The sequence below is a fragment of the Nonomuraea sp. KM90 genome, assembly GCF_052246675.1.
Classification (GTDB): Bacteria; Actinomycetota; Actinomycetes; order Streptosporangiales; family Streptosporangiaceae; genus Nonomuraea.
In genome coordinates, this window is sequence record NZ_JBQQCB010000021.1 from 1 (window position 1) to 21,879 (window position 21,879).

Annotated in this window: 20 protein-coding genes; 12 read left to right on the forward strand and 8 right to left on the reverse strand. The window is 70.4% G+C overall.

Going from position 1 to position 21,879, the window contains the following annotated elements:
* Positions 1-49 precede the first annotated feature (49 nt).
* Positions 50-1,102, reverse strand: a complete 1,053-nt coding sequence (locus tag ACTWPW_RS22730) for a MalY/PatB family protein (RefSeq protein WP_443169851.1) — start codon at positions 1,100-1,102, stop codon at positions 50-52.
* A gap of 125 nt (positions 1,103-1,227) precedes the next feature.
* Between ACTWPW_RS22730 and ACTWPW_RS22735 the strand changes: the two genes are divergently transcribed.
* Both ACTWPW_RS22735 and ACTWPW_RS22740 read left to right on the forward strand, forming a co-directional pair.
* Positions 1,228-2,070, forward strand: a complete 843-nt coding sequence (locus ACTWPW_RS22735; RefSeq protein WP_443169852.1) for an aminoglycoside adenylyltransferase domain-containing protein — start codon at positions 1,228-1,230, stop codon at positions 2,068-2,070.
* A gap of 393 nt (positions 2,071-2,463) precedes the next feature.
* Positions 2,464-3,918, forward strand: a complete 1,455-nt coding sequence (locus ACTWPW_RS22740) for a family 43 glycosylhydrolase (protein ID WP_443169853.1) — start codon at positions 2,464-2,466, stop codon at positions 3,916-3,918.
* Between the two features lie 248 nt (positions 3,919-4,166).
* Here ACTWPW_RS22740 and lexA read toward each other — a convergent pair whose 3' ends face one another.
* A complete protein-coding gene (gene lexA, locus ACTWPW_RS22745; protein WP_364113121.1) occupies positions 4,167-4,874 on the reverse strand; it encodes a transcriptional repressor LexA in 708 nt (235 codons plus the stop codon).
* 1,235 nt (positions 4,875-6,109) lie between these two features.
* Between lexA and ACTWPW_RS22750 the strand changes: the two genes are divergently transcribed.
* The 5 genes from ACTWPW_RS22750 (at position 6,110) to ACTWPW_RS22770 (ending at position 12,029) form a co-directional block, all read left to right on the forward strand.
* Positions 6,110-6,421, forward strand: a complete 312-nt coding sequence (locus ACTWPW_RS22750) for a LysM peptidoglycan-binding domain-containing protein (protein ID WP_443169854.1) — start codon at positions 6,110-6,112, stop codon at positions 6,419-6,421.
* A 676-nt stretch (positions 6,422-7,097) separates the two neighbouring features.
* Positions 7,098-7,553 carry a transcriptional regulator NrdR gene (gene nrdR, locus ACTWPW_RS22755; protein WP_364113115.1) on the forward strand — a complete coding sequence of 152 codons (456 nt, stop codon included), beginning with the start codon at positions 7,098-7,100 and terminating at the stop codon, positions 7,551-7,553.
* Positions 7,550-10,369 carry a vitamin B12-dependent ribonucleotide reductase gene (locus ACTWPW_RS22760; RefSeq protein WP_443169855.1) on the forward strand — a complete coding sequence of 940 codons (2,820 nt, stop codon included), beginning with the start codon at positions 7,550-7,552 and terminating at the stop codon, positions 10,367-10,369. Before nrdR ends, ACTWPW_RS22760 begins: the two co-directional genes overlap by 4 nt.
* Before the next feature lie 115 nt (positions 10,370-10,484).
* Positions 10,485-11,486: an outer membrane protein assembly factor BamB family protein gene (locus ACTWPW_RS22765; RefSeq protein ID WP_443169856.1), complete on the forward strand. Its 1,002-nt coding sequence runs from the start codon at positions 10,485-10,487 to the stop codon at positions 11,484-11,486.
* A 57-nt stretch (positions 11,487-11,543) separates the two neighbouring features.
* Positions 11,544-12,029 carry a LuxR C-terminal-related transcriptional regulator gene (locus ACTWPW_RS22770; RefSeq protein WP_443169857.1) on the forward strand — a complete coding sequence of 162 codons (486 nt, stop codon included), beginning with the start codon at positions 11,544-11,546 and terminating at the stop codon, positions 12,027-12,029.
* Here the strand turns inward: ACTWPW_RS22770 and ACTWPW_RS22775 are convergent.
* Positions 11,966-12,799, reverse strand: coding sequence for a glycerophosphodiester phosphodiesterase (locus ACTWPW_RS22775; RefSeq protein WP_375115262.1), 834 nt, complete (start codon positions 12,797-12,799; stop codon positions 11,966-11,968). The genes ACTWPW_RS22770 and ACTWPW_RS22775 overlap by 64 nt on opposite strands.
* Positions 12,800-13,268: 469 nt before the next feature.
* On the opposite strand from ACTWPW_RS22775, the gene ACTWPW_RS22780 reads away from it, so the two are divergent.
* Positions 13,269-14,672 (forward strand): MFS transporter, encoded by a 1,404-nt coding sequence (locus tag ACTWPW_RS22780; RefSeq protein ID WP_443169858.1) that lies wholly within the window; start codon positions 13,269-13,271, stop codon positions 14,670-14,672.
* Here the strand turns inward: ACTWPW_RS22780 and ACTWPW_RS22785 are convergent.
* Complete coding sequence (locus ACTWPW_RS22785; protein ID WP_375115264.1) at positions 14,623-15,096, reverse strand: TIGR03618 family F420-dependent PPOX class oxidoreductase; 474 nt, start codon at positions 15,094-15,096, stop codon at positions 14,623-14,625. The genes ACTWPW_RS22780 and ACTWPW_RS22785 overlap by 50 nt on opposite strands.
* A 29-nt stretch (positions 15,097-15,125) precedes the next feature.
* Entirely contained in the window at positions 15,126-15,524 is a 399-nt protein-coding gene (locus ACTWPW_RS22790; protein WP_375115265.1) for an ester cyclase, read from the reverse strand.
* A gap of 37 nt (positions 15,525-15,561) precedes the next feature.
* On the opposite strand from ACTWPW_RS22790, the gene ACTWPW_RS22795 reads away from it, so the two are divergent.
* Complete coding sequence (locus ACTWPW_RS22795) at positions 15,562-16,773, forward strand: amidohydrolase (protein WP_443169859.1); 1,212 nt, start codon at positions 15,562-15,564, stop codon at positions 16,771-16,773.
* Between the two features lie 59 nt (positions 16,774-16,832).
* A complete protein-coding gene (locus ACTWPW_RS22800; RefSeq protein WP_375115267.1) occupies positions 16,833-17,918 on the forward strand; it encodes a PrsW family intramembrane metalloprotease in 1,086 nt (361 codons plus the stop codon).
* Positions 17,919-17,933: 15 nt separating this feature from the next.
* Here ACTWPW_RS22800 and ACTWPW_RS22805 read toward each other — a convergent pair whose 3' ends face one another.
* Together ACTWPW_RS22805 and ACTWPW_RS22810 are read right to left on the reverse strand one after the other, a co-directional pair.
* The gene (locus ACTWPW_RS22805; protein WP_375115268.1) at positions 17,934-18,788 is read right to left on the reverse strand and encodes an alpha/beta fold hydrolase; all 855 of its coding nucleotides are present in this window, start codon (positions 18,786-18,788) and stop codon (positions 17,934-17,936) included.
* 19 nt (positions 18,789-18,807) lie between these two features.
* The gene (locus tag ACTWPW_RS22810; RefSeq protein ID WP_443169860.1) at positions 18,808-20,154 is read right to left on the reverse strand and encodes an MFS transporter; all 1,347 of its coding nucleotides are present in this window, start codon (positions 20,152-20,154) and stop codon (positions 18,808-18,810) included.
* 46 nt (positions 20,155-20,200) lie between these two features.
* Between ACTWPW_RS22810 and ACTWPW_RS22815 the strand changes: the two genes are divergently transcribed.
* Complete coding sequence (locus ACTWPW_RS22815) at positions 20,201-20,731, forward strand: winged helix-turn-helix transcriptional regulator (protein WP_375115270.1); 531 nt, start codon at positions 20,201-20,203, stop codon at positions 20,729-20,731.
* 22 nt (positions 20,732-20,753) lie between these two features.
* Positions 20,754-21,374: a pyridoxamine 5'-phosphate oxidase family protein gene (locus ACTWPW_RS22820; protein ID WP_375115271.1), complete on the forward strand. Its 621-nt coding sequence runs from the start codon at positions 20,754-20,756 to the stop codon at positions 21,372-21,374.
* Positions 21,375-21,376: 2 nt separating this feature from the next.
* On the opposite strand, the gene ACTWPW_RS22825 is transcribed toward ACTWPW_RS22820, so the two are convergent.
* A complete protein-coding gene (locus ACTWPW_RS22825; protein WP_375115272.1) occupies positions 21,377-21,544 on the reverse strand; it encodes a hypothetical protein in 168 nt (55 codons plus the stop codon).
* Between the last annotated feature and the right edge of the window lie 335 nt (positions 21,545-21,879).

Genomic DNA, 21,879 nt, shown 5'->3' on the forward strand with positions numbered 1-21,879 from the left:
AGGACCTCTGCCGAGGTGCGGTGGGTGGGGGAGAACCCGACGCGCTCCCTCAGCCGGAGGTGCCGATGAGGCGGTCGAGGATCTCGGTGAGGATGGCCTCCGTGGTGGCGAAGTTGAGCCGGACGTAGTGCTCACCGCCGGGCCCGAAGGCCGCACCGTCGCTCAGCCGGACCCGGGCCTCGCGTTCGAGCACCTCCGCCATCCCCGCCCGGCCCACCCCCAGCCAGGCCAGGTAGGTGGCCTCCGGGACCCGGTACCGGAACGCGCCGGGCAGGCGGGCGGCGATCGTGCGCCGGTGGCGGTCGAGCAGGGTCAGGGTCTCGGCGAGCCAGGCGTCGCCGTGCCGCCACGCCGCCACCGTGGCCTCGACGCCGAACACGTTCGCGGAGCCGTACACGAACGGGGGTTGATCTTCGAGGGCCTTGCGGACGCCCGGGTGGCCGAGGTGGGCGACCGAGCAGCGGATGCCGCCCAGGTTGAACGCCTTCGTCGCGGACGTGAGCGTGACCGTGCGCTCCGGCAGGATCGTGGCGAACGGGATGTGCCGGTGCGGCTCGTAGACCAGGTCGGAGTGGATCTCGTCGGCGATGACCAGCAGGTCGTGGCGTTCGGCGTGCTCGGCCAGCTCGGTCAGTTCCGCGCGGGTGAACACGCGGCCGGTCGGGTTGTGCGGATTGACCAGGAGGAGTACGCGGCAGGCCGACAGGTCGGGCACCTCGAAGCGCCAGGTGTCGCCGTCCGGCTCCAGCTGGATGGGGTGGAGGGGACGGTCCATGGTGCTCAGCGTGGTCAGGAACGGGTGATAGGCCGGTACGTGTACGGCGACCCCGTCACCCGGCCTGGTCCAGACCTGGAGGAGCACCTGAAGGGCCTGGTTGAGGTCGTTGAACGAGCGCACCAGCCCGGGGTCGGCCTGCCAGCCGTACTTGCCGGACATGCGTTCGGCGAACGCCTCGGCCAGCGGGCCGCTGTTCGGGTCCAGCAGCCAGGCCGGGTAGCCGAGGTCACCGCCGGCCCGCCGTCGCAGGGCGTCGGTCACCTCGGGCGCCGTGGGCAGGTCCATGTCGGCCACCCAGGCGGGGATCACTCCCGGCTCGACCATCGCCCATTTCAGACCATCATGTGTGGACTTAAGGTCTAAAGGGGGATATGCGTCATTCACTCCGCCATTCTAGGATTCTTGAATGTGATGAGGCGGCAGCGCGGATTGTGGCAGGCTGGGCGGCCATGACGCCCCACCCGAAGATCGATGCGATCGTCGACACGTACCTGACTCTGGCCGACGCGGAGGCTCCCGGCCTGGTGGAGGGGCTCTACCTGGAAGGCTCCGCGGCTCTGGGCGACTACCGGCCCGGCACGAGCGACGTCGACTTCGTGGCCGTGACGGCCGAGCCGCCACCGGCCGGGGTGCTGGAGCGGATCCACACCAGACTCGGGGTCCACCCCTTCGACGGCGTCTATCTCACCTGGGACGATCTCGGCCACGACCCCGCCGAGCTGGGCGAACGCCCCCAGGCGCACGCGGGCCGGCTCAACCGGCGGGGCCAGGTCAACCCGGTCACCTGGCACACGCTGGCCTGCCACGGGCTGACCTGCCGGGGGCCCAAGCCGGAAGAGCTGAAGATCTGGAACGATCCCGGCGCCCTGGCCACCTGGACGGACGGCAACCTCGACGGCTACTGGCGCCGCCTGGTCACCCGCGCCTCGCACCCGTCCTCCCTGTGGTGGCTGACCTGCCTGGGCGGCTACGGCGTCGTGTGGGTGGTCACCGGGGTCGCCCGGCTGCACTACACGCTGGCGACCGGCGACATCACCTCCAAGACGGGGGCGGGGCGGTACGCGCTGGAGGTGTTCCCCGATCGCTGGCACCGGGTGGTGAACGAGGCACTGCGACTGCGCGAGGAGGACGCCGCCCTGCCGACGCTGGCGAGCGCGGTCTCGGGGCTGGGCGACCACTTCGGCACGCCGCGTCGCTCGCTCTACGGCTCGCCGTTCGAGCGCAGGCGTGACGTGCTGGACTTCGCCGGCCAGGCGATCACGGCGGCGCACGAGTTGTACGAGGCCCGCTGACCCTGCCTCGGCCTGTACCGGGCTTGCCGGCCCGCCACTGCACATCGGCTGCAACTCCGCCGGGCGGGGATTGACGGGCCGTCCCGGGCCGGGATACGAATGCGCGCGAACGCTCTCACCGGCCCACCTCTGGGCGGTGAGATGTTAGCGCTAACACTGCGGAGGGCCGCTGGTTGCGTGCTCGTTCTAGCTCTCTGAGGTCCTGTGGCGCCGCCGTCCTGAGTGATGCACGTTCGGGGGGCGGCGGCGGACCTGCGGGAGCCGGGGCCGGTGTTCGCCTCCGCCGCCTCGTACCCGGTCGTCGCGCCGCCGGTCTGAGCGCCGGGCCGCGTGCCGGAAGGTCATGCCCGCGTACTGGCCGGAAGGTCTTGCCCGCGTACTGGAAGGACGCTCATGCTCGCACGCCCCCTCCGCCGGACGGCGGTCCTCACCGTCCTGGCTACGCTGCTCGCCGTGACCGCCAACCTCCTGTCGCCGGGCGCGGCGCACGCCTCGCCGGCGGTGCAGTACACCAACCCGCTGGCCGCGCAGCGCGCCGACCCGCACATCTTCCGCCACACCGACGGCTACTACTACTTCACCGCGACCGCTCCCGAGTACGACCGCATCGTGCTGCGCCGCGCCACCACCATCCAGGGCCTGGCCACCGCGCCCGAGAGCGTCATCTGGCGCAAGCACTCGACCGGCGAGATGGGCGCGCACATCTGGGCGCCGGAGATCCACTTCATCAACGGCAAGTGGTACGTCTACTTCGCGGCGGGGCGGGCCGACGACGTGTGGCGCATTCGCATGTACGTGCTTGAGAGCGCCGCCGCCAACCCGCTGGCCGGCGCCTGGGCCGAGCGCGGCCGGATCACCACCCCCTGGGACACCTTCTCCCTGGACGCCACCACGTTCGTCGCGAACGGCGTGCGCTACCTGCTCTGGGCGCAGCAGGAGCCGGGCATCTCGACCAACTCCAACCTGTACATCGCCCGGATGGGCGCCAGCCCGTGGACGATCACCGGCGCGACGACCCGGCTGACGGTGCCGACGCTGGCCTGGGAGACACGCGGGTACAAGGTCGCCGAAGGGCCCTCGGTGCTGCAGCGCAACGGGCGGCTCTTCCTGACGTACTCGGCCAGCGCCACCGACGCGAACTACTGCCTCGGCCTGCTGACCGCGTCCGCCTCGGCCGACCCGCTCCAGGCGTCATCGTGGACCAAGAGCCCGAACCCGGTCTTCGCCAGCAACGCCGCCACCAGCCAGTACGGCCCCGGGCACAACTCCTTCACCACCTCGGAGGACGGGCAGAGCGACATCCTGGTCTACCACGACCGTAACTACCGGGACATCTCCGGCGACCCCCTGAACGACCCGAACCGGCGGACACGCGTGCAGAAGGTGTACTGGCGGGCCGACGGCACTCCCGACTTCGGCATCCCGGTGCCTGACGGGGTCACGCCGGTGCGGCTGATGTCGTACGACACGCCGGGGGCGGCCGTGCGGCACTGGGACTACCGGGCCCGGCTGGAGGCCGATGTCACGCCGCTGGCGGACTCGCAGTTCCGGCTCGTGGCCGGGTTGTCCGGGGCGGGGACGGTGTCCTTGGAGTCGGCGAACTTCCCGGGGTATTTCCTGCGGCATCGGAACTTCGAGGCTTGGGTGCAGCAGCGCGACGGGTCGGGGCTGTTCGACGCGGATGCGAGCTTCGTACGGAGGAGCGGGCTGGCGGGGGCGGGGACGGTGTCGCTGGAGTCGGCGAACTTCCCAGGGTATTTCGTGCGGCATCGGGCGGGGCAGGTGTGGGTGGAGCGGGACGACGGGTCCAGCGGGTTCCGGGGGAGCGCGAGCTTCGTACTGGAGTGACCTGCTACGGCCTGGGGCCTTCGGGCGCCGGAACCCTCGGGGAATGCTCCTAGGGACAGCAGTCAGCACCCCCGGGGTCGTACGTACCCCGTGGGTGCATGCTCCGGCGCGCGCCAGTACGCGGTACGGCGGTTGGACGCGCGCCCGACCCCGAGCCCCTACTACCTCCGGCTTCCTGCAACCGGTCGGCCACTACCTAGTCAGCCACCTGGCTGGTCGGTCGGCTGGCTGCCCGGTCGGCTGGCTGCCTACAACCGGCGCAGGACCGCTACGACCTTGCCCAGGACGCTGGCCTCGTCGCCCGGGATGGGCTCGTAGTTGGGGTTGTGGGGGACGAGCCAGACATGGCCGTCCTTGCGCTTGAACGTCTTGACCGTCGCCTCGCCCTCGATCATGGCGGCCACGATGTCGCCGCTCTCGGCCACGGGCTGCTGGCGCACGACCACCCAGTCGCCGTCGGCGATGGCGGCCTCGATCATGGAGTCACCGGCGACCTGGAGGAGGAACAGCGTGCCCTCGCCGACGAGCTGCTTCGGCAGGGCGAAGACGTCCTCGACGCTCTCCTCGGCCAGGATCGGGCCACCGGCTGCGATACGGCCCACGAGCGGGACGTAGGCGGCCGTGGGCCGGTTGATCGTCGGCTCGTCGTCGGTGGCGTCGGGATCGACCCACAGCACGGGCTCGCCCGGAAGGCGAACCTCGAGCGCACGCGGCCGGTGCGGGTCGCGCCGCAGGTAGCCCTTGCGCTGCAGGGCCGTGAGCTGGTGCGACACGCTGGACGTGCTGGTCAGCTGCACCGCCTCACCGATCTCGCGCATGGAGGGCGGATATCCGCGCTGTTGTACCGAGTCGCGGATCACTTCGAGGATCTTGCGCTGCCTGGGCGTCAGGCCCAGGGAGTCTCGCCGGCGCACCGCGAGGTCGCTGACCCCGTTTGCGTCATCCCGCTCGGTCATGCTCTTCCTCCTCGCCTGGCGGCCCGCCTCACCGGCGAACCTCCCGGTCCGTGGTCTTGATGTCGCACACAGCGACGCTATCGCTGTTGAAGATCATCTTCAAACAATTGTTCGAGTCTTCCTCGAAATTGTCGCCAGTGTGGTGTACAACATCGTACGGGAGTTCGATCGACACCGTGTTCGATTTGCTGATCTTTATTTGGCCTTTCCTCAGGCCACACGGCAGGAGGTCAACCATGCGAACGCCCACAAATACGGACACGACCAGCGAAGACGTCAACCAGCTCACACTGATCGCCGATGCCACGCGGAGTGGGGATCGACGGGGAGACAATACGCGTGCGGCGACCGGTGTCCGGGGGAATTCCGGCAAGAGGTTGGGGCCCCGTTCGAGTAGTGGGGGAAGATCCCATTTGCGCCTCGTCCCCCCGCCCCGCGAGGGCGGCGACACGGACGACACCGTCCCTCCGGCAAGGGCCGGCTCACGGGGTGGTCGCGGATCCGGAGCGCCGGGTGGAGGCGATGACACCGCGGCGAGCCGCAGGCCCGATGCGGGGGACAGGGCGCCGGGCGGTAGGGCACAGGTGCAGGGGGATGGCGGTTCGGCGGGTGGGGGACGAGGGGGAAGGGGGCGCGCGGCTTACGAGGGTCGCGAGGCTTACGAGGGTCGCGAGGCTTACGAGGGTCGCGAGGCTTACGAGGGTCGCGAGGCTTACCGAGAGCGCGGGGAGCGCGAAGGCGGGGGCGGCCTGCGCGTAGGGGCTGTCCGCACAAGGAAGGGGCGTCTTGCGAAGGCGGGCCTTGCGCGTGGGCGCGGGGAGGGGCGGCGGCGACCTGGTGTGCCGGGGCGACTGGCGGGTGCCGTGAGGCGCTTGTCGGGTGTTGCTGCGAGGCGGTCGCCGGCCCGGCTGCGGCGGGTCATCCCCGGGTGGCGGGGCGCTGCCGCTGCTTCCGCGTCATCCGTGCAGCGAGGTCCCGCGTCTGTGCTGCAAGGGGCTGCTTCCGGGCAGCGAGGTCCCGCGTCCGCGCAGCGAGGTGCTGCTTCTGTGCGGCGAGGTCTCGCTTCCTCGCGGCGGGGTTCCGCTTCTGTGCAGCGGGGTTCCGCTTCTGCTCGGCGGGGTCTTGCTCCCGGGCGGCAGGGACGTGCGCTTGCCTGGCGAGGTCATGCTCCGGCCCAGCCGAGTCATGCGCCTGCACGGCGAGGTTCTGCGCCTGCGCGGCGGGATCGTAGGCCCGTGCGGCTCACCCGGCGCGGGCGCGTCGTGCTGGTGATCGCCATGGCGTTGCTGGCCCTCGGCGGGTTCTGGCTCGGCACGCGGGCGGCCGGGCATGCGGAGGTGCGGGTCGTGGTGGCGGGCCAGGCCGGGCTGCCGTGGGTCGAGGTCCACAGGGGCGACACGCTGTGGAAGATCGCCGATGCGCTCTCCGAGGGGAATGACCCGGGCGCCCTGGTGGCGGAGATCAAGCGGCTGAACGGCCTGTCCGACTCTCTCATCCGGCCGGGCACCCGTCTCTACGTGCCGGGGGACACGGCCGCCTTACGTTGATCGTCGAACCGGCGGCCCGCTGTCTCGCTGGCCCATGGCCGGTCGGCCGGCAGGAAAGCGTGGCAAGGCGTCAAGGGCACCAGGGGTGTCCGCGCTCCTGGGGTTCCTGACGTCTGCCTGTCCACGATCGCCGGTGCGTTCCTCCGGGCGAGGGGGTTCCTGGGTGTCCCGTGGCAGGACTGCGGACTCCTCGGACTGGGGCCGCGTGAGATGGGGGGCTCCCGCAGACCGTATTTGGGCGAGTTTGGGGCGGAGTCGGCCAGATCTGGGGGGTGCGTACGGTGCTCTCGGACAGGCTCGCGAAGCCGGCGCCGGGAGGGATGGCAGGCGGTGGATGAGTCCTCGGGTACCGTTGTGAGGTTTGTTCACGAGCGAGGCCCAGCGCAACCCATGTGACGCCCTCACCTGCGGGAAGATCACTGCTGACCGGCGACACGCCCGGGTCCGGTGGGGAGGGCGGGGCTGATCAGCGACTTCAGCAGGATGGGGTCGCTCAACTTGCGTTCATGGTCGCGCGCTTCTACGGTTGGACCACAACATCTAGTAGTTACACCGATGTAGTTCACCACACCTTGTGTTTCCGTGACCGCTCCATGGATAGCCGTGGAGTGTGCGCGAGCGTCCCGTGCGGACGGTTCTGGCGCGTGTGGTGGCCGCAGGTCTTGGAGGCGAAAGCGTGCACTGTCCGTTCTGTCGCCACCCTGACACCAGGGTCATCGACAGCCGCTCCACGGACGACGGCGCGGCCATCAGGCGTCGGCGCACCTGTCCCGAGTGCGGGCGCAGGTTCACCACGCAGGAGACCGTACTGCTCATGGTGAGCAAGCGCAGCGGAGTGACGGAGCCGTTCTCGCGGGACAAGGTCGTCGCGGGCGTGCGGCGGGCGTGCCAGGGCAGGCCCGTCAGCGAGGATTCGCTGGCGCAGCTCGGGCAGCGGGTGGAGGAGGCCATCAGGGCGAAGGGCGCGGCCGAGCTTCCCTCCAACGAGGTGGGTCTGGCCATCCTCGGCCCGCTGCGGGAGCTCGACGAGGTGGCCTACCTGCGGTTCGCATCGGTATATCGCGGTTTCGAGAGCCTGGCGGACTTCGAGGCCGAGATCAAACAGTTGAAGGCGGAGAAGGGGGAGTCATGACGGAGACGGCCAGCGGTTCAGTCGCGCGTGGGGGCAAGCGTCCGCGTAAGGGACTGAAGATGAAGCGGATCTTCACTAAGCCCGGTGTGCACCCGTATGACGAGATCCAGTGGGAGCGCCGCGACGTCGTCATGACGAACTGGCGCGACGGGTCGATCAACTTTGAGCAGCGGGGTGTCGAGTTCCCCGAGTTCTGGTCGGTCAACGCGGCCAACATCGTGACGACCAAATACTTCCGCGGGGCCGTGGGCACCCCGCAGCGCGAGTGGAGCCTGAAGCAGCTGATCGACAGAGTCGTCGGCGTCTACACCAGGACGGGGCTCGAGCACGGCTACTTCGCCAGTGACGAGGACGCCGAGATCTTCGACCACGAGCTGAAGCACGCGCTGGCGCACCAGGTGTTCGCGTTCAACTCGCCGGTCTGGTTCAACGTGGGCACCCAGTCGCCGCAGCAGGTGAGCGCTTGCTTCATCCTCTCCGTGGACGACCAGATGGAGTCGATCCTGGAGTGGTACAAGGAAGAGGGTGTGATCTTCAAGGGTGGCTCGGGTTCGGGGGTGAACCTGTCCCGGATCCGCTCGTCCAAGGAATTGCTCAGCAGCGGTGGCACGGCCAGCGGGCCGGTGTCGTTCATGCGCGGCGCCGACGCGTCCGCGGGGACGATCAAGTCGGGTGGCGCGACGCGCCGGGCGGCCAAGATGGTCGTGCTCGACGTCGATCACCCCGACATCGAGGAGTTCATCGAGACCAAGGCGCGCGAGGAGGACAAGATCCGCGCGCTGCGGGACGCCGGGTTCGACATGGACCTGGGCGGCAAGGACATCGTCTCCGTCCAGTACCAGAACGCCAACAACTCCGTACGCGTCTCCGACGAGTTCATGCGCGCGGTGGAGAAGGGCGACGACTTCGGCCTGCGGGCCCGCCTGACCGGCGAGGTCATCGAGAAGGTCGACGCCAAGGACCTGTTCCGCAAGATGGCCAAGGCCGCCTGGGAGTGCGCCGACCCCGGCGTCCAGTACGACGACACGATCAACGACTGGCACACCACCCCGGAGACGGGCCGGATCACCGCCAGCAACCCGTGCAGCGAATACGTCCACCTGGACAACTCCTCCTGCAACCTGGCCAGCATCAACCTGCTGAAGTTCCTGAAGGACGACAACACCTTCAACGTCGCCGACTTCGTCAAGCTGACCGAGCTGATCATCACCGCGATGGACATCTCGATCACGTTCGCCGACTTCCCGACGGAGAAGATCGGTGAGACGACGCGGGCATACCGGCAGCTCGGTATCGGCTACGCCAACCTGGGCGCGCTGCTCATGGCGACGGGTCACGCCTACGACTCCGACGGCGGCCGGGCGGTGGCGGGAGCGATCACGTCGCTGATGACCGGTGTGTCCTACCGGCGCAGTGCCGAGCTCGCCGGGGTCGTGGGGGCGTACGACGGGTATGCCCGCAACGCCGAGCCGCACAAGCGGGTCATGCGCAAGCACGCCGCGGCCAACGACGACCTGCGCACCGTCGGCTCCATGGACGCGAAGATCCACGCCGAGGCGTCGCGTCAGTGGTCGGAGTGCCTGAAGCTGGGCGAGAAGAACGGCTACCGCAACGCCCAGGCCAGCCTCCTCGCCCCCACCGGGACGATCGGCCTCATGATGGACTGCGACACGACCGGCATCGAGCCGGACCTGGCGCTGGTCAAGTTCAAGAAGCTCGTCGGCGGCGGGTCCATGCAGATCGTCAACCAGACGATCCCGCGGGCGCTCAGGCAGCTCGGCTACCAGCAGGAGCAGATCGAGGCCATCGTCGAGTACATCGCCGAGCACAGCCACGTCGTCGACGCCCCCGGCCTGCGCCAGGAGCACTACGAGGTGTTCGACTGCGCCATGGGCGAGCGGGCGATCGCGCCGATGGGCCACGTACGCATGATGGCCGCCACCCAGCCGTTCCTGTCCGGCGCCATCTCCAAGACGGTCAACCTGCCCGAGTCTGCCACGATCGACGACATCGAGCAGGTCTACCTGGAGGGCTGGAAGCTCGGCCTCAAGGCCCTGGCCGTCTACCGCGACAACTGCAAGGTCGGCCAGCCGCTGTCGGCCGGCGACGGCTCCAAGAAGCAGGAGGCCAAGGAGGTCAAGGAGCCCGAGGTCAAGGTCATCGAGGTCAACCGGCCGACCCGGCGGCGCATGCCCAACCAGCGGCCGAGCATGACCACCCGCTTCACGGTGGGCGGTGCCAAGGGCTACATGACCGCCTCGTCCTACCCTGACGACGGGCTCGGCGAGGTCTTCCTCAAGATGTCCAAGCAGGGCTCGACGCTGGCGGGCGTCATGGACGCCTTCTCGGTGGCGATCTCCATCGGGCTCCAGTACGGAGTGCCGCTGGAGACGTACATGAGCAAGTTCGTCAACATGCGGTTCGAGCCGGCCGGGATGACGGACGACCCGGACATCCGGATGGCCACGTCGGTGATGGACTACATCTTCCGCCGCCTGGCCCTGGACCACCTGCCCTACGACGAGCGGGCGGCGCTGGGCATCTTCTCGGCGGCCGAGCGGGCGGCGCAGCAGCGCGGCGAGGACCCGGCGGCCCTGCAGGAGACGGTCGACCGTGAGGCGCTGGCGCAGTCGGCCCCCATCGAGTCCGCCGCCGCCCAGCCGAAGGCCGAGCAGGCGCCCCAGGAGCTGACGCTGGAGAGCCACCAGCGCTTCACCGCCGACGCGCCGCTCTGCATGACGTGCGGCACGAAGATGCGTCCGGCCGGTAGCTGCTACGTCTGCGAGGGCTGCGGCTCGACCAGCGGTTGCAGCTGATCAACCAGTAGCCGGCAGTTCGATGTGGCCGGGCGGGGAACCGGGGATGGCCCTGATTCCCCGCCCGGCCCGTCAACCGCTGGCGATATCACTGCTTCCCTGGTGAAATGCCCTGATGATCGGGCAGACATTGTGGGAGCGGCAGCTTCATCAGCCGGGTATGGCGTCGAGAGCGGCAGCGACGGTAGGCCGGGTCGTGGTGCATGAGCGCCACACGCGGCTGGTCTGCCTGAACCGTCACGACGGCTCGGTCCGCTGGGACCGTCCGGTGGGGGGCTGGCCGCGGGCCGTCGTGGTGGCCGGCGACTGTTGCCTGGTTCTCCCTCAGGACAAAGCTCAGCTGTCCTGCCTCGATCTCGCGACGGGGGTGGTGCGATGGAGCGCCGGATTGCGGGAATTCACCGGGCATGTCGTGGCCAGCGGAAGCACGGTCGTCGTCGGCGGTTGGCGCGGTTATACGCCCTTGGCGGCATTCGACCTGGCGGACGGGCGGCTTCTGTGGCGGACGCCGCAGCGCATGGCCACGGTACGTCCGGCGACGTTCGGTGACGGTGTGCTGTTGGGCAGCGGTTCGGCGGCCTGGCTGATCGATCCGCGTGATGGGCGCGAACTGGCCCGATGGCGGACGCCGGAGCCCCTGAAAGAGATGGACGGCACACGGGCGTTCACCATGATCGACTCTGAGCGCTGCCTGGTGCGGTGCGGTTCGCGATCCGTCGCCCTGGTCCGGCTGTCGTCGGAGCTCGTTGATCAAGTCTTCGGCCACGACAGCGACCTGCTGGACTGGCCTCCCGAGTTCACCGGGGGAGTGGTGTGGTTGGCGGAGCGAGGTGCCCGATATCTCGCCGTCGACCCCGAAGCCGGATCGGTGCTGTGGAGGGTGGACGTCGGCCAGCCACTCGCCCGTGGGGTGCTCCGGGACGGCGAGGGGTTCATCATGGCCAGTCAAGGCGGCGTGCTGCTCCGCCTGGGGCCCGACGGGGAACCCCTGGAGCGGTCCTCATCGGGCACCACCAGGGTGGCCGGTCTCCGAGGTATTGGAGCCGGGGAAGCGCTCATGCTGACCAAGGGGACCCTGCGCATGATCGCTCTCGGCTCGTCCCTGCGGAGGGAATGAGCCGGGCTCGCTTCCGTCCCGCCCGGCGTCGACGGCATCGCCGCCACCGAGCGCGTCATGGCGGCCCGCCCGGGCAGCCGGATCGTCGTGCTGACCACGTTAGACGACGATCACCTCTATCCGGCGCTGGCCGCCGGGGCGTTCGGGTTCCTGGTGAAGGACTCGCCGCCGGGCGAGCTGCTCGCCGCGCTGCGCCGGGCGGTGGACGGTGAGCCGCCCTTCAGCCAGGCCGTGCTGGGCCGCCTGGTCGAGCAGGCCGCACGCGCCCGCGAGTCCCGTACGGAGGAGGCGCCCGCCATTTCCGACCTGAGCCCGCGCGAGCGGGATGTGCTGGCCATGGTGGGCGACGGGTTGTCGAACCGGGAGGTCGCCGAGCGCCTCTACCTGGGGGTTTCGACGGTGAAGACGTACGTGGCGAGCCTGATGCGCAAGACCGCACGACCAACCGGATCCGGCTGGCCGTGCCGGCCGCACGGAGCTCAGGCGTCGATCACGTCGCGTAGGACGTCGGGCTTGTTGGTGATGATGCCGTCCACACGGTAGGTGATCATTCGGCGCATGGTGTCCGGGTTGTCGACGGTCCAGGCCAGGACGTCCATGCCGAGGGAGTGCACCCGCCGCACGTACGCGGCGGTGAGAGTGGTGTACGGCGGGTTGATCTGGTCGGCGAAGGCCGCCAGCCCCGGCAACTCCCCGGTCGAGGGCGTGCCGAGCAACCCGATCGGCACGTTCGGCAGCAACTCGTCGAACTCCCGCATCGACCCCCAGTCGAACGACTGCACCACGAGCCGCCCCGGCGCGAGCCAGGAGGAATGGCGGCGCAGCTCGGCGGCGATGCGGGCCTCGATCCCCGGGTAGAGGTTCGGGGCCTTGACCTCCATGAGCAGGCCCATGCCGGAGCCGCTCATCGCGCTCAGCGCCTCGCCGAGGGTGGGCACGGGCTCGTCGTCGTACTCGCCGGACAGCCACGAGCCGGCGTCCAGCTCGCGGATCTGGGCGAGCGTGAGGTCGCCGACGTTCCAGGGGGACAGGCCGGGGAAGACCCGCTCGACGTCGGTGGTGCGGGCCAGCGTCGTGTCGTGCATCAGGACCAGCTCGTGGTCCTTGGTCTCCTGGACGTCGAGCTCGAACATGTCGGCGCCCTGCGCGCCGGCCAGCTCGAAGGCGGCGATCGTGTTCTCGGGGGCGTAGGCGGAGGCGCCTCTGTGGGCGACGTTGATGACGGTCGCGGCGTGGGCGGGGGAGGCGAGGAGAGCGGGTTCGGCGAGGAGGGTGAGGGAGGTCGCGATGATGACGACGAGTCGTCTGAACATGGGTCTCCTCTGCTGGGGAGAGACAAACGACTCGACAATGACAAGATCGCATGACCTGAAGTTGAGAGCAGAGTAGCCGTGCGATGCCGCAGGGATGAGCATTCGACACGCGGCCCGGTACTCAGGAGCTCCGGGTTCGCGGAGGCCGGCGCCGCCGTACTGCGGAACGGTGCTGGCGGGAGTCCAGCTTCGAGCGCGGTGGTCAGGGTGCCGGTGTCGCCGGACATCTCCAGGTCATCGCGCCGAGCAGCCCAGTGCCGCGCGACCAGGCGTCGTCAGTGATCTTGCGGGGGTGCACCCGGGACCCGGAGGTAGACGTCCACGGCCTGCTCGACGCCGAAGGCGGCTCGCGGCCTGCGTGGGGATCCCGCACAGCGCGACGATCACGAGGACGGCGCAAGCCGGTGCCCGGGAAGTTGCGAGGGCCCGGCCGAGGCCCGGACGGCCGGGTGGTTCTAGCCTGTTCGTCGTGAAAGTCGGTGGAACGCTGGCCGTTCTCCTGTCGGCGTGGTTCATGGCCCAGTTCGACTTCTTCGTGGTCAACGTGGCCGCGCCCTCCATCGAGCACGACCTGCGGGCCGGACCCGCCGCCCTGGAGCTGATCGTGGGCGGCTACGCCTTCACGTACGCGGCCGGCATGATCACCGGCGGCCGGCTGGGCGACCGCTACGGCTACCGGCGGATGTTCGTCTGGGGCGTGGCCGCGTTCACGGTCGCGTCGCTGCTGTGCGGGATCGCCGCGACCCCGGCCCAGCTCGTCGCCGCCCGCCTGCTCCAGGGCCTGGCGGGGGCCGTCATGGTGCCGCAGGTGCTGGCCACGATCTCGGCCGCGTTCCCGCCGGAGGAGCGGGGGCGCGCCCTCGGCTGGTACGGCGCCACCGGCGGCCTGGGCTCGATCGCCGGCCAGGTGCTCGGCGGGCTGCTGCTGACCGCCGACGTGCTCGGGCTCGGCTGGCGGGTCATCTTCCTCATCAACCTGCCCGTCGGCCTGGTCGTCGTGCCGCTGGCCGCGTGGCTGCTGCCGGAGGTGGAGACCGGCCGCCGGGCCAGGCTCGACCTGCCGGGCGCCACCGGCCTGGCCGCCGCGCTGGCGCTGGTGCTGGTGCCGCTCGGCCTGGGCAACAGCCTGGGCTGGCCGGTCTGGACCTGGGCCTGCATGGCGGCGAGCGTCCCGGTGTTCGCGCTGACCTGGCGCCGGCAGCGGGTGCTCGGGGCGCGCGGCGGGCAGCCGGTGCTCGACCTGGCGCTGCTCAAGGTGCACTCGTACCAGGCCGGGATCGGCTCGATCGTGGCGTTCATGGCGTACTTCGCCTCGTTCATGTTCACGCTGACGCTGCTGCTGCAGGCCGGGCGCGGGCTCACGGCGTTCCAGGCGGGGCTGGCGTTCGCGCCGATGGGCGTGATGTTCTCGATCACCTCGCTGCTGGGGACGCGGCTGGTCCGGAGGTACGGCCTGATCGTCGTCATGATCGGCGGCACCGTCACGGCGCTCGGCCTGGGCATGATGGTGGCCGGGGCCGGGCTGGGCCTGCCGTACGTCGTGGCCGCGCTGATCCTCGTCGGCGCGGGCAACGGCCTGGTCCTGCCGCAGCTCATCGGCGCGGCGCTGGTCGAGGTCGCGCCGCACCAGGCCGGGATCGGCTCCGGCATCCTGAGCACGGCCCAGCAGTTCGCGGGCGCGGGCGGCGTGGCGGTGATCGGCGCGGTCTTCTTCGCCGTCGCCGAGGGCGGGCAGCATGTCCTGGCCATGCGCTGGTCGGCGGCCATCGACCTGGCGCTCGTCCTGGTCGTGATCTCGACCGTGGCCTACAACCGGCGCCGCGCTATGCGGCTGGCAGCAGCGTCCCGTACAGCCGCGACACCCTCAGCCTGATCACCAGCCGCCGGTCGGCCACCACCTGCCGCAGGAACGCCTCGGTGTCGGCGGGCTCGGCGAACGACGGCCGCATGGCCAGCAGTTCCCTGCCCACCTCGTCGCCCGGCTCGGCGGTCACCGGCGACAGCTCCGCCTTGCCCTCGGCCACGGCGTAGGACCAGAAGTCGTCGCTGGCCACGTAGAGCGCGCCACGCGGATCCTTGTGCAGCTGGCGCACCTTGGGCAGGTCGGCGAGGGTCGAGATCCGCACCACGCGCTGCTCCGGGTCCCAGGCGTACAGGACGGTGGACAGGTACGGGTGGCCGTCGCCCTTGTTCGTCGCCAGCGCGCCGAACCGCTGCCTGGCCAGCAGCTCCGACAGCTCCGCGTCCCCGAGCGGCCGGGGTTCGGGGACCGCTCCGGCCCCGGAGTTCACCGTCATGCATCACCTTTAGCCCGGATCAGGAAATATCACCCTATACCGAGCTCTCGGTTGAACGTCTGAGCGTCCGAGATCACCCAGTACTCGGCGAACCTGCCGTCCTCGACCCGCAGGATGTCGTGCCCGCTGAAGGCGATCCTGGTGCCCTCGGCCGTCTCCGCGCCGGGGATGCCGCCCCGGTACGTCCCGCCGAACGTCCACCGCGCCGACACCAGGTCGCCGTCCACGATCGGCCCGATGTCCAGGGTCACCTTGACGTCGGCGAAGGGCGCGTGCCCCTGCCGGAGCGCCTCGATCAGCCCGTCGGGCCCGGACACGTCCATGCCGGGCCAGTGCCCGGTGAAGCCGGGGGTGACCAGCTCGTGTGCCAGATCGAAGTCGCCGTTCCACAGCTCGAGCAGCCATCGTCTGTACAGGTTCGCGATCATCCAGGCCCACTACCCGCTCGCCGGTAGGTTACAACTCATGAATCTTGCCATTACCAGTGGATATGTCGTACCGGTCGACGGCGACCCCATCGACGGCGGAACCGTACTCATCCAGGACGGGAAGATCACCGCGGTCGGCCGGGACGTGGCCGTGCCCGAGGGGATCCCCGTCGTGGACGCCGCGGGCGGCTGGGTGCTGCCCGGTTTCGTGGAGGCCCACGGTCACCTCGGCGTGCACGAGGAGGCCGAGGGCTGGGCCGGCCAGGACACCAACGAGATGACCGACCCCAACGGCGCCCGCCTGCGCGCTCTCGACGCCATCAACCCGGCCGACCTGGCCTTCGGCGACGCGCTGTCCGGCGGGGTGACGACCGCGGTGATCAAGCCCGGCTCCGGCAACCCGATCGGCGGCCAGACGGTCGCGATCAAGTGCTGGGGCAGGTCCGTGGACGAGATGCTGATCAAGGAGCCGGTGAGCGTCAAGAGCGCGCTCGGTGAGAACCCCAAACGGGTGTACGGCGACCAGAAGAAGCTGCCGTCCACCCGCCAGGGCGTGGCCGCGGTGATCCGCGACGCGTTCATGAAGGCCCAGGACTACCGGGCCAGGAGGGCCGCCGCCGAGGACGAGGGCAAGCCGTTCGACCGTGACGGCACGCTGGAGGTCCTGGTCCGCGTGCTGGACGGCGAGCTGCCGTGGTGCCAGCACACCCACCGGGCCGACGACATCTCCACCGCGCTCCGGCTGGCCGGCGAGTTCGGCTACCGCCTGGTGATCAACCATGGCACCGAGGGGCACCTGCTGGCCGACACCCTGGCCGAGCGGAACGTTCCCGTCATCATCGGCCCGCTGTTCACCACCCGGTCGAAGGTCGAGCTGCGCCAGCGCTCCCTGCGCAACCCGGGCATCCTCGACCGGGCCGGCGTCGAGCTGGCGATCACCACCGACCACCCCGTGGTGCCCATCAACTTCCTCGTGCACCAGGCCACGCTGGCGGTCAAGGAGGGCATGGACCCGGCCGCCGCGCTGCGCTCGATCACCGTGAACCCGGCCCGCATCATGGGCCTCGACGACCGGGTGGGCGCGTTGCGGCCGGGACTGGACGGTGACGTGGTCATCTGGTCCGGCGACCCGCTGGACGTCATGAGCCGGGCGCTGCGGGTGTTCATTTCCGGCCGGGAGGTGTATTCGTACACGAGCGGTGAGTCCGTCGTGGCTGATCCGTATTATCGCGAATCAAGTGACCGTTAAGCGCATGTAGATGCGCGGCGCGCATAGTGGGCGAAGCCAACGGGAAGAGAGGCACCACAATGACTGCTCCGTTGCTCGCCCCGCGCCCCAGCAAGGCCCTGCTGGTCGGACTGGTCGTCTCCGGCGTCCTCGCCCTGATCGTGCTGGCCGTCATGCTGTTCTCCGGCGGTCCCGTCGGGTTCGGCCTGTCCGCGCTGCTGGCCGTGGCGCCCCTTCCGGTGCTCCTCGCGGCCGTCCTCTCGCTGGACCGGCTCGAACCCGAGCCGAAGCTGCACCTCGCGTTCGCCTTCGCGTGGGGCGCCGGGGTGGCCATCGTGGCCGGCATCGCGCTGACGCTGCTCGGCCAGCAGCTGTTCGTCCGGGCCGGCTACGCCTCCGCGGCCGTCGAGGACATCGGCGCCGTGGTGCTGGCGCCGGTGGTCGAGGAGGCGCTGAAGGGCTCGGCGCTGCTGCTGCTCCTGCGCCGGCGGGCGGAGATCGACGGCCTGACCGACGGCATCGTGTACGCCTCCATGGCCGGCCTCGGCTTCGCCGCCGTGGAGAACGTGGGCTACTACCTGCTCGCGTTCGGCGAGGACGGCCCCGGCGCGGCGGTCCAGCTCTTCGTGGTGCGCGGGCTGATCGACCCGCTCGGCCATCCCATCTACACCTCCATGATCGGCCTGGGTGTCGCGTACGCGCTGACCCGCCGCACGGCGGCCAGGTTCGCCGCGATCCCGCTCGGCTACCTGGGCGCGGTCCTCCTGCACGGCCTCTGGAATGGCGCCGCCACCACGGGCTCGCTCACCTGGCTGGGCGTCGCCTACCTGGTGATCATGGCCACGCTGGTCCTGCTCATCGTGGTGACCGTCGTCGAGCGCCGCCAGCTCGTCGCCCGGATGGCCTACTACCTGCCCGCCTACCAGCAGACCGGCCTGATCACCGATGCCGACGTCCGCATGCTGACCACGCTGTCCACCCGCAAGACGGCCCGCAAGTGGGCCAGGGGAGCGGGGCTCGGCCGCGCCATGAGCGACTACCAGCAGGCGGCGACCGAGCTGACCCTGCTGCACCTGCGGGCGGAGCGGCACGCCGTGGAGCCGCGCAGGTTCGGTCTGGAGCGCGACGCGCTCCTCGGCGTGATGGCGCACGCCCGCCGCTGGTAGCCGTTCGGTGGCTGGTCAGTCCCTCGGCAGCAGGAAGTCCCGCAGGTGCGCGAGCACGGCGTCCGGTTGCTCCTCGGCCAGGAAATGCCCGCAGTCGGGAATTTCGGCTCCCCGCACGTCAAGTGCGTAATCGCGCCAGATGTCGAGCACCGGCACCCTGCTGGGCAGCCCGGCCGAGCCCCACAGCGCCAGCACCGGCAGCTCCAGTCGCCGGCCCGCCTCCCAGTCGGCGTCGTCGTGCTCGGCGTCGTACGGGAACGAGGCCCGGTAGTCCTCGAACCCCGCCCGCAGCGCCCCCGGCCGCTCGAAGGCCCGCACGTACTCGTCGACCTCCAGCCGCGACCGCTGAACCGTCCACTTGTCGAAGAAGTAGCCCAGATAGCCGCGCACGTCCTGGCCCGCGAGCCGCTCCGGCAGGTCGGGCTGCAGGTGGAACGTCCAGTGCCAGGTGCCGGCCGCCAGCCCGGTCGTCATGTCGTACCTGCGCCACATCTCCCTGGTCGGGATGATGTCCATGACCACCAGGCGGTCCACCTCGCCGGGGTGGTCGAGCGCGTACCGGTGGGCGACCCTGGCACCCCGGTCGTGCCCGGCGAGCAGGACCCGGTCGTGGCCGAGCGAGCGCGCCAGGGCGCGGACGTCGGCCGCCATCGTGCGCTTGTCGTAGCCGGTGGCCGGCTTGTCGGTGTGGCCGTAGCCGCGCAGGTCGGGCGCCACCACGGTGAAGTGCTCGGCCAGCGCGGGGATGAGGTGCCGCCAGCAGTGGGAGGTCTGCGGCCATCCGTGCAGCAGGACGAGCAGCGGGCCCGCGCCGTCGATCAGGTAGTGCATGCGCAGGCCGTCGAGGTCGGCCATCCGCGATCCGGTCATGGTCTCCACTCCATCATGGTCATTTCCGGACGGCCAGCACGGCCAGCGCCGTGCCGCCCGTGAGTACGACGCAGGCCGCCACCGCGACCGCCGTGCCCTGGGCCAGGCCGAAGGCCCCCACGAGTGCCGCCATCCCGGCGGCGCCCAGCGAGGAGCCGACGTACCTGGCGGTGTTGTTCGCCCCCGAGCCCATGCCGACCCGGTGCGCCGGCACGCTCTCGATCGCGAGGTGCGTGATCGAGGAGTTGATCAGTCCCGATCCCACCCCGCTCACCGCCAGCCCGCCGGCGATCAGCGGCAGGGACAACGAGGAGCCCGCGCCCAGCAGCGCGGCGAACCCGGCCGCGCTCAGCCCCAGGCCCAGGGCCAGCCGCGCGGCCGTGCCGAGGCGTACGTGCCGGGTCAGCAGCGAGGCCACGAACGACAGCCCCGACCAGACGCAGAACAGCAGCGCCGTGTCCAGCGGCGCCAGCCCGTGGGCCGTCTGCAGCACGGTCGGCAGGTAGCTGAGCAGCCCGACCACCGCCGCCCCCACGACCAGCGCCCCGCCGGTCGCCACCAGGAACGCCGGCCGCCCGAACAGCTCCAGGTCCAGCAGCGGTTCCGGCCGCCGCCGCTCGACCGCCACGAACGCCGCCAGCAGCACCACGGCCAGCGCGAACGCCTCGAGCACGACCGGCCGGCCCCACCCAGCGCGCCCCTCCGTCACCCCCGCGACCAGCGCCGCCACGCCCAGGCTGAGCAGCACCACCCCCGGCACGTCCAGCCTGCGCGGCACCTCGGAGCGCGACTCCTCCAGCACCCGGGCCGACATGATCGCCAGCACCAGCGCGCCGGCCGCCATCAGCCAGTACGCCGCCCGCCAGCTCGTCACCGCGGCCGGCAGCCCGGACACCAGCGGCCCCACCGCGGTGCCCAGCCCGATCATGGCCCCGTACCGCCCGGTGGCCCGCACCCGCTCCGCCCCGGTGGGGAAGGCATGTCCCACGATGCCCAGGCTCGCCGCCAGCATCGCCGCGCTCGCCGCGCCCTGCACCAGCCGGGCCAGCACGAACACCGGCACGGTCGGGCTCACCGCGGCCACCACGCTGGCGGCGGCCAGCACGCCCGTGCCCGCGACCAGCACCCGCCGGCGCCCGTAGTCGTCGGCCAGCCCGCCCGCGACCAGCAACATCGACGACAGCCCGAGCGCGATCGAGCCCAGGATCCACACCGGCCCGGTCGGCCCGGCGCCCAGCGATCGCGCGGTCTGCGGCAGCGTCACCATCGGCAGCGTGAAGTTGGTGAGCACGAGCAGCGGCGCCCACGACGCCACGGCGAGCGTCGCCCCGCGCCGCGACGTCATCGGTTCGGTCATTGAACTCATGCCGCGCACGCTAGCACGGTTCGGTGAATGAACTAACATGGGTCCCATGGCGCTCGGCAAGAACTACGACGGCCAGGACTGCGCGCTGGCCAGTGCCCTGGAAGTGATCGGCGAGCGGTGGACGCTGCTGGTCATCCGCGACGCCATGTACGGCGTGCGCCGCTTCGGCGACTTCCAGGCCCACCTCGACATCCCCAGGGCCGTCCTGTCCCAGCGGCTGGCCGCGCTCGTCGAGGCGGGCCTGCTGGAGCGCCGCCGCTACCAGGACGCGCCGCCCCGCGACGAATACCTCCTGACCCCCGTCGGTCGCGAGCTCTGGCAACCCCTGCTGGCCCTGGGTCAGTGGAGCGACCGCCACCTGGCCGCGAACGGCCCCCGCCGCCTCTTCCACCACGTGCCCTGCGGCACCCGGCTCGACCCGCTGTCGGTCTGCTGCACCTGCGGCAGGAGCGTCCCGATCGAGGAGGTCGAGGTCCGCCCCGGCCCGGGGCTCAGCGCCGACACGCGGCAGGACCAGGTGAGTCTCGCCCTTCGGACGCCCCACCGGATGTTGGCCCCGATTCCTGACAAAATTTGATGAAACCCCGAAGGGAGATCACATGAGCTGGTCGGAGATCGAGTCGGAGGCCGAGCTGCGCGAACTCCTCGGCGAGGTCATGCCGCGGGCGGCGACCAAGGAGCGGGTACGCCTGCACGAGCGCGACCTCGAGTGGCTGGCGGCCTCGCCCTTCTGCCTGATCGCCACCTCGGACGAGGCGGGCAACTGCGACGTCTCGCCCAAGGGCGACCCGGCCGGCTTCGTCCACGTGATCGACGACGTGACGATCGCGATCCCGGATCGTCCGGGGAACCGCCGGGCGGACGGATTCCTCAATATCCTGAAAAATCCGCATGTGGGGTTGATCTTTCTGATCCCCGGGCGCAACGAGACCCTGCGCGTCAACGGCCGGGCCCGGCTGGTCCGCGAGGCCCCGTTCTTCGACGAGCTGATCGTCAAGGGCCACCGCCCGCACCTCGCGCTGGTCGTCGAGATCGAGCAGATCTTCTTCCACTGCGCCAAGGCGTTCATGCGCTCGGCGCTGTGGAAGCCGGAGAGCTGGGGGTCCGACGCCCTGCCGTCGCACGCGAGGCTGGTCAAGGACGTGCAGAAGGTGGAGGAGAGCCTCGAGGAGCTCGAGAACTACTACGGCGAGGCGTACGCCAAGCGCCTGTACGGCTGACCTCAGGCGGCGGGGGTGGGGCCGCCGGGGAAGCGGATGATGTTCCGGCCGGTGTAGGCGCGGAGGTCGATCACCTTGGGATCGGCGGGAGGCTTGCGGTGCCCGGCCGAGCGGATGTCGCGGATCTTGTGCCTGGCAACGTGTGGTGGCACCACCACAAGCCTCTTCATCGTGAGCCCCCCGTGATATTTCTGTTACCTATGTTATCTACAGATACCCCCGTAAGTTTGGTGTAAGGAGTAAGTCAATAGGGAAGTCTGCGACCTGCTGGTGACCGCAGGTCCAGCTCCGTGGTCAGCCGGGTGCGCCGCTTGGCGGCCGACTTCGTGACTCTGACGCGTTTCATGATCTCCCCTTCCGAAGCGCGTTCCCTTCTCCTTCTCAAGATCCCGCGCCGCGCCGGTCTGCGGCGTGCCGGCGGGGCTTGCCGCCCGCCATGCGCGCCAACCTAATCCGGGCCGGCCGGCTCGCTCAATGCATTTCTACGAGCGCGCACACATTCGTC

Excerpts from the sequence above, each read along its gene's own strand:
- ACTWPW_RS22730 (WP_443169851.1), bottom strand. The coding sequence starts at position 1,102 with ATGGTCGAGCCGGGAGTGATCCCCGCCTGGGTGGCCGACATGGACCTG.
- ACTWPW_RS22790 (WP_375115265.1), bottom strand. The coding sequence starts at position 15,524 with ATGATCGCGAACCTGTACAGACGATGGCTGCTCGAGCTGTGGAACGGC.
- ACTWPW_RS22810 (WP_443169860.1), bottom strand. The coding sequence starts at position 20,154 with ATGAGTTCAATGACCGAACCGATGACGTCGCGGCGCGGGGCGACGCTC.
- ACTWPW_RS22825 (WP_375115272.1), bottom strand. The coding sequence starts at position 21,544 with ATGAAGAGGCTTGTGGTGGTGCCACCACACGTTGCCAGGCACAAGATC.
- ACTWPW_RS22800 (WP_375115267.1), top strand. The coding sequence starts at position 16,833 with ATGACTGCTCCGTTGCTCGCCCCGCGCCCCAGCAAGGCCCTGCTGGTC.
- ACTWPW_RS22770 (WP_443169857.1), top strand. The coding sequence starts at position 11,544 with ATGGCGGCCCGCCCGGGCAGCCGGATCGTCGTGCTGACCACGTTAGAC.
- ACTWPW_RS22760 (WP_443169855.1), top strand. The coding sequence starts at position 7,550 with ATGACGGAGACGGCCAGCGGTTCAGTCGCGCGTGGGGGCAAGCGTCCG.
- ACTWPW_RS22795 (WP_443169859.1), top strand. The coding sequence starts at position 15,562 with ATGAATCTTGCCATTACCAGTGGATATGTCGTACCGGTCGACGGCGAC.
- ACTWPW_RS22775 (WP_375115262.1), bottom strand. The coding sequence starts at position 12,799 with ATGTTCAGACGACTCGTCGTCATCATCGCGACCTCCCTCACCCTCCTC.
- ACTWPW_RS22805 (WP_375115268.1), bottom strand. The coding sequence starts at position 18,788 with ATGACCGGATCGCGGATGGCCGACCTCGACGGCCTGCGCATGCACTAC.
- ACTWPW_RS22785 (WP_375115264.1), bottom strand. The coding sequence starts at position 15,096 with ATGACGGTGAACTCCGGGGCCGGAGCGGTCCCCGAACCCCGGCCGCTC.
- ACTWPW_RS22820 (WP_375115271.1), top strand. The coding sequence starts at position 20,754 with ATGAGCTGGTCGGAGATCGAGTCGGAGGCCGAGCTGCGCGAACTCCTC.
- ACTWPW_RS22815 (WP_375115270.1), top strand. The coding sequence starts at position 20,201 with ATGGCGCTCGGCAAGAACTACGACGGCCAGGACTGCGCGCTGGCCAGT.
- lexA (WP_364113121.1), bottom strand. The coding sequence starts at position 4,874 with ATGACCGAGCGGGATGACGCAAACGGGGTCAGCGACCTCGCGGTGCGC.
- ACTWPW_RS22765 (WP_443169856.1), top strand. The coding sequence starts at position 10,485 with ATGATCGGGCAGACATTGTGGGAGCGGCAGCTTCATCAGCCGGGTATG.
- ACTWPW_RS22735 (WP_443169852.1), top strand. The coding sequence starts at position 1,228 with ATGACGCCCCACCCGAAGATCGATGCGATCGTCGACACGTACCTGACT.
- ACTWPW_RS22740 (WP_443169853.1), top strand. The coding sequence starts at position 2,464 with ATGCTCGCACGCCCCCTCCGCCGGACGGCGGTCCTCACCGTCCTGGCT.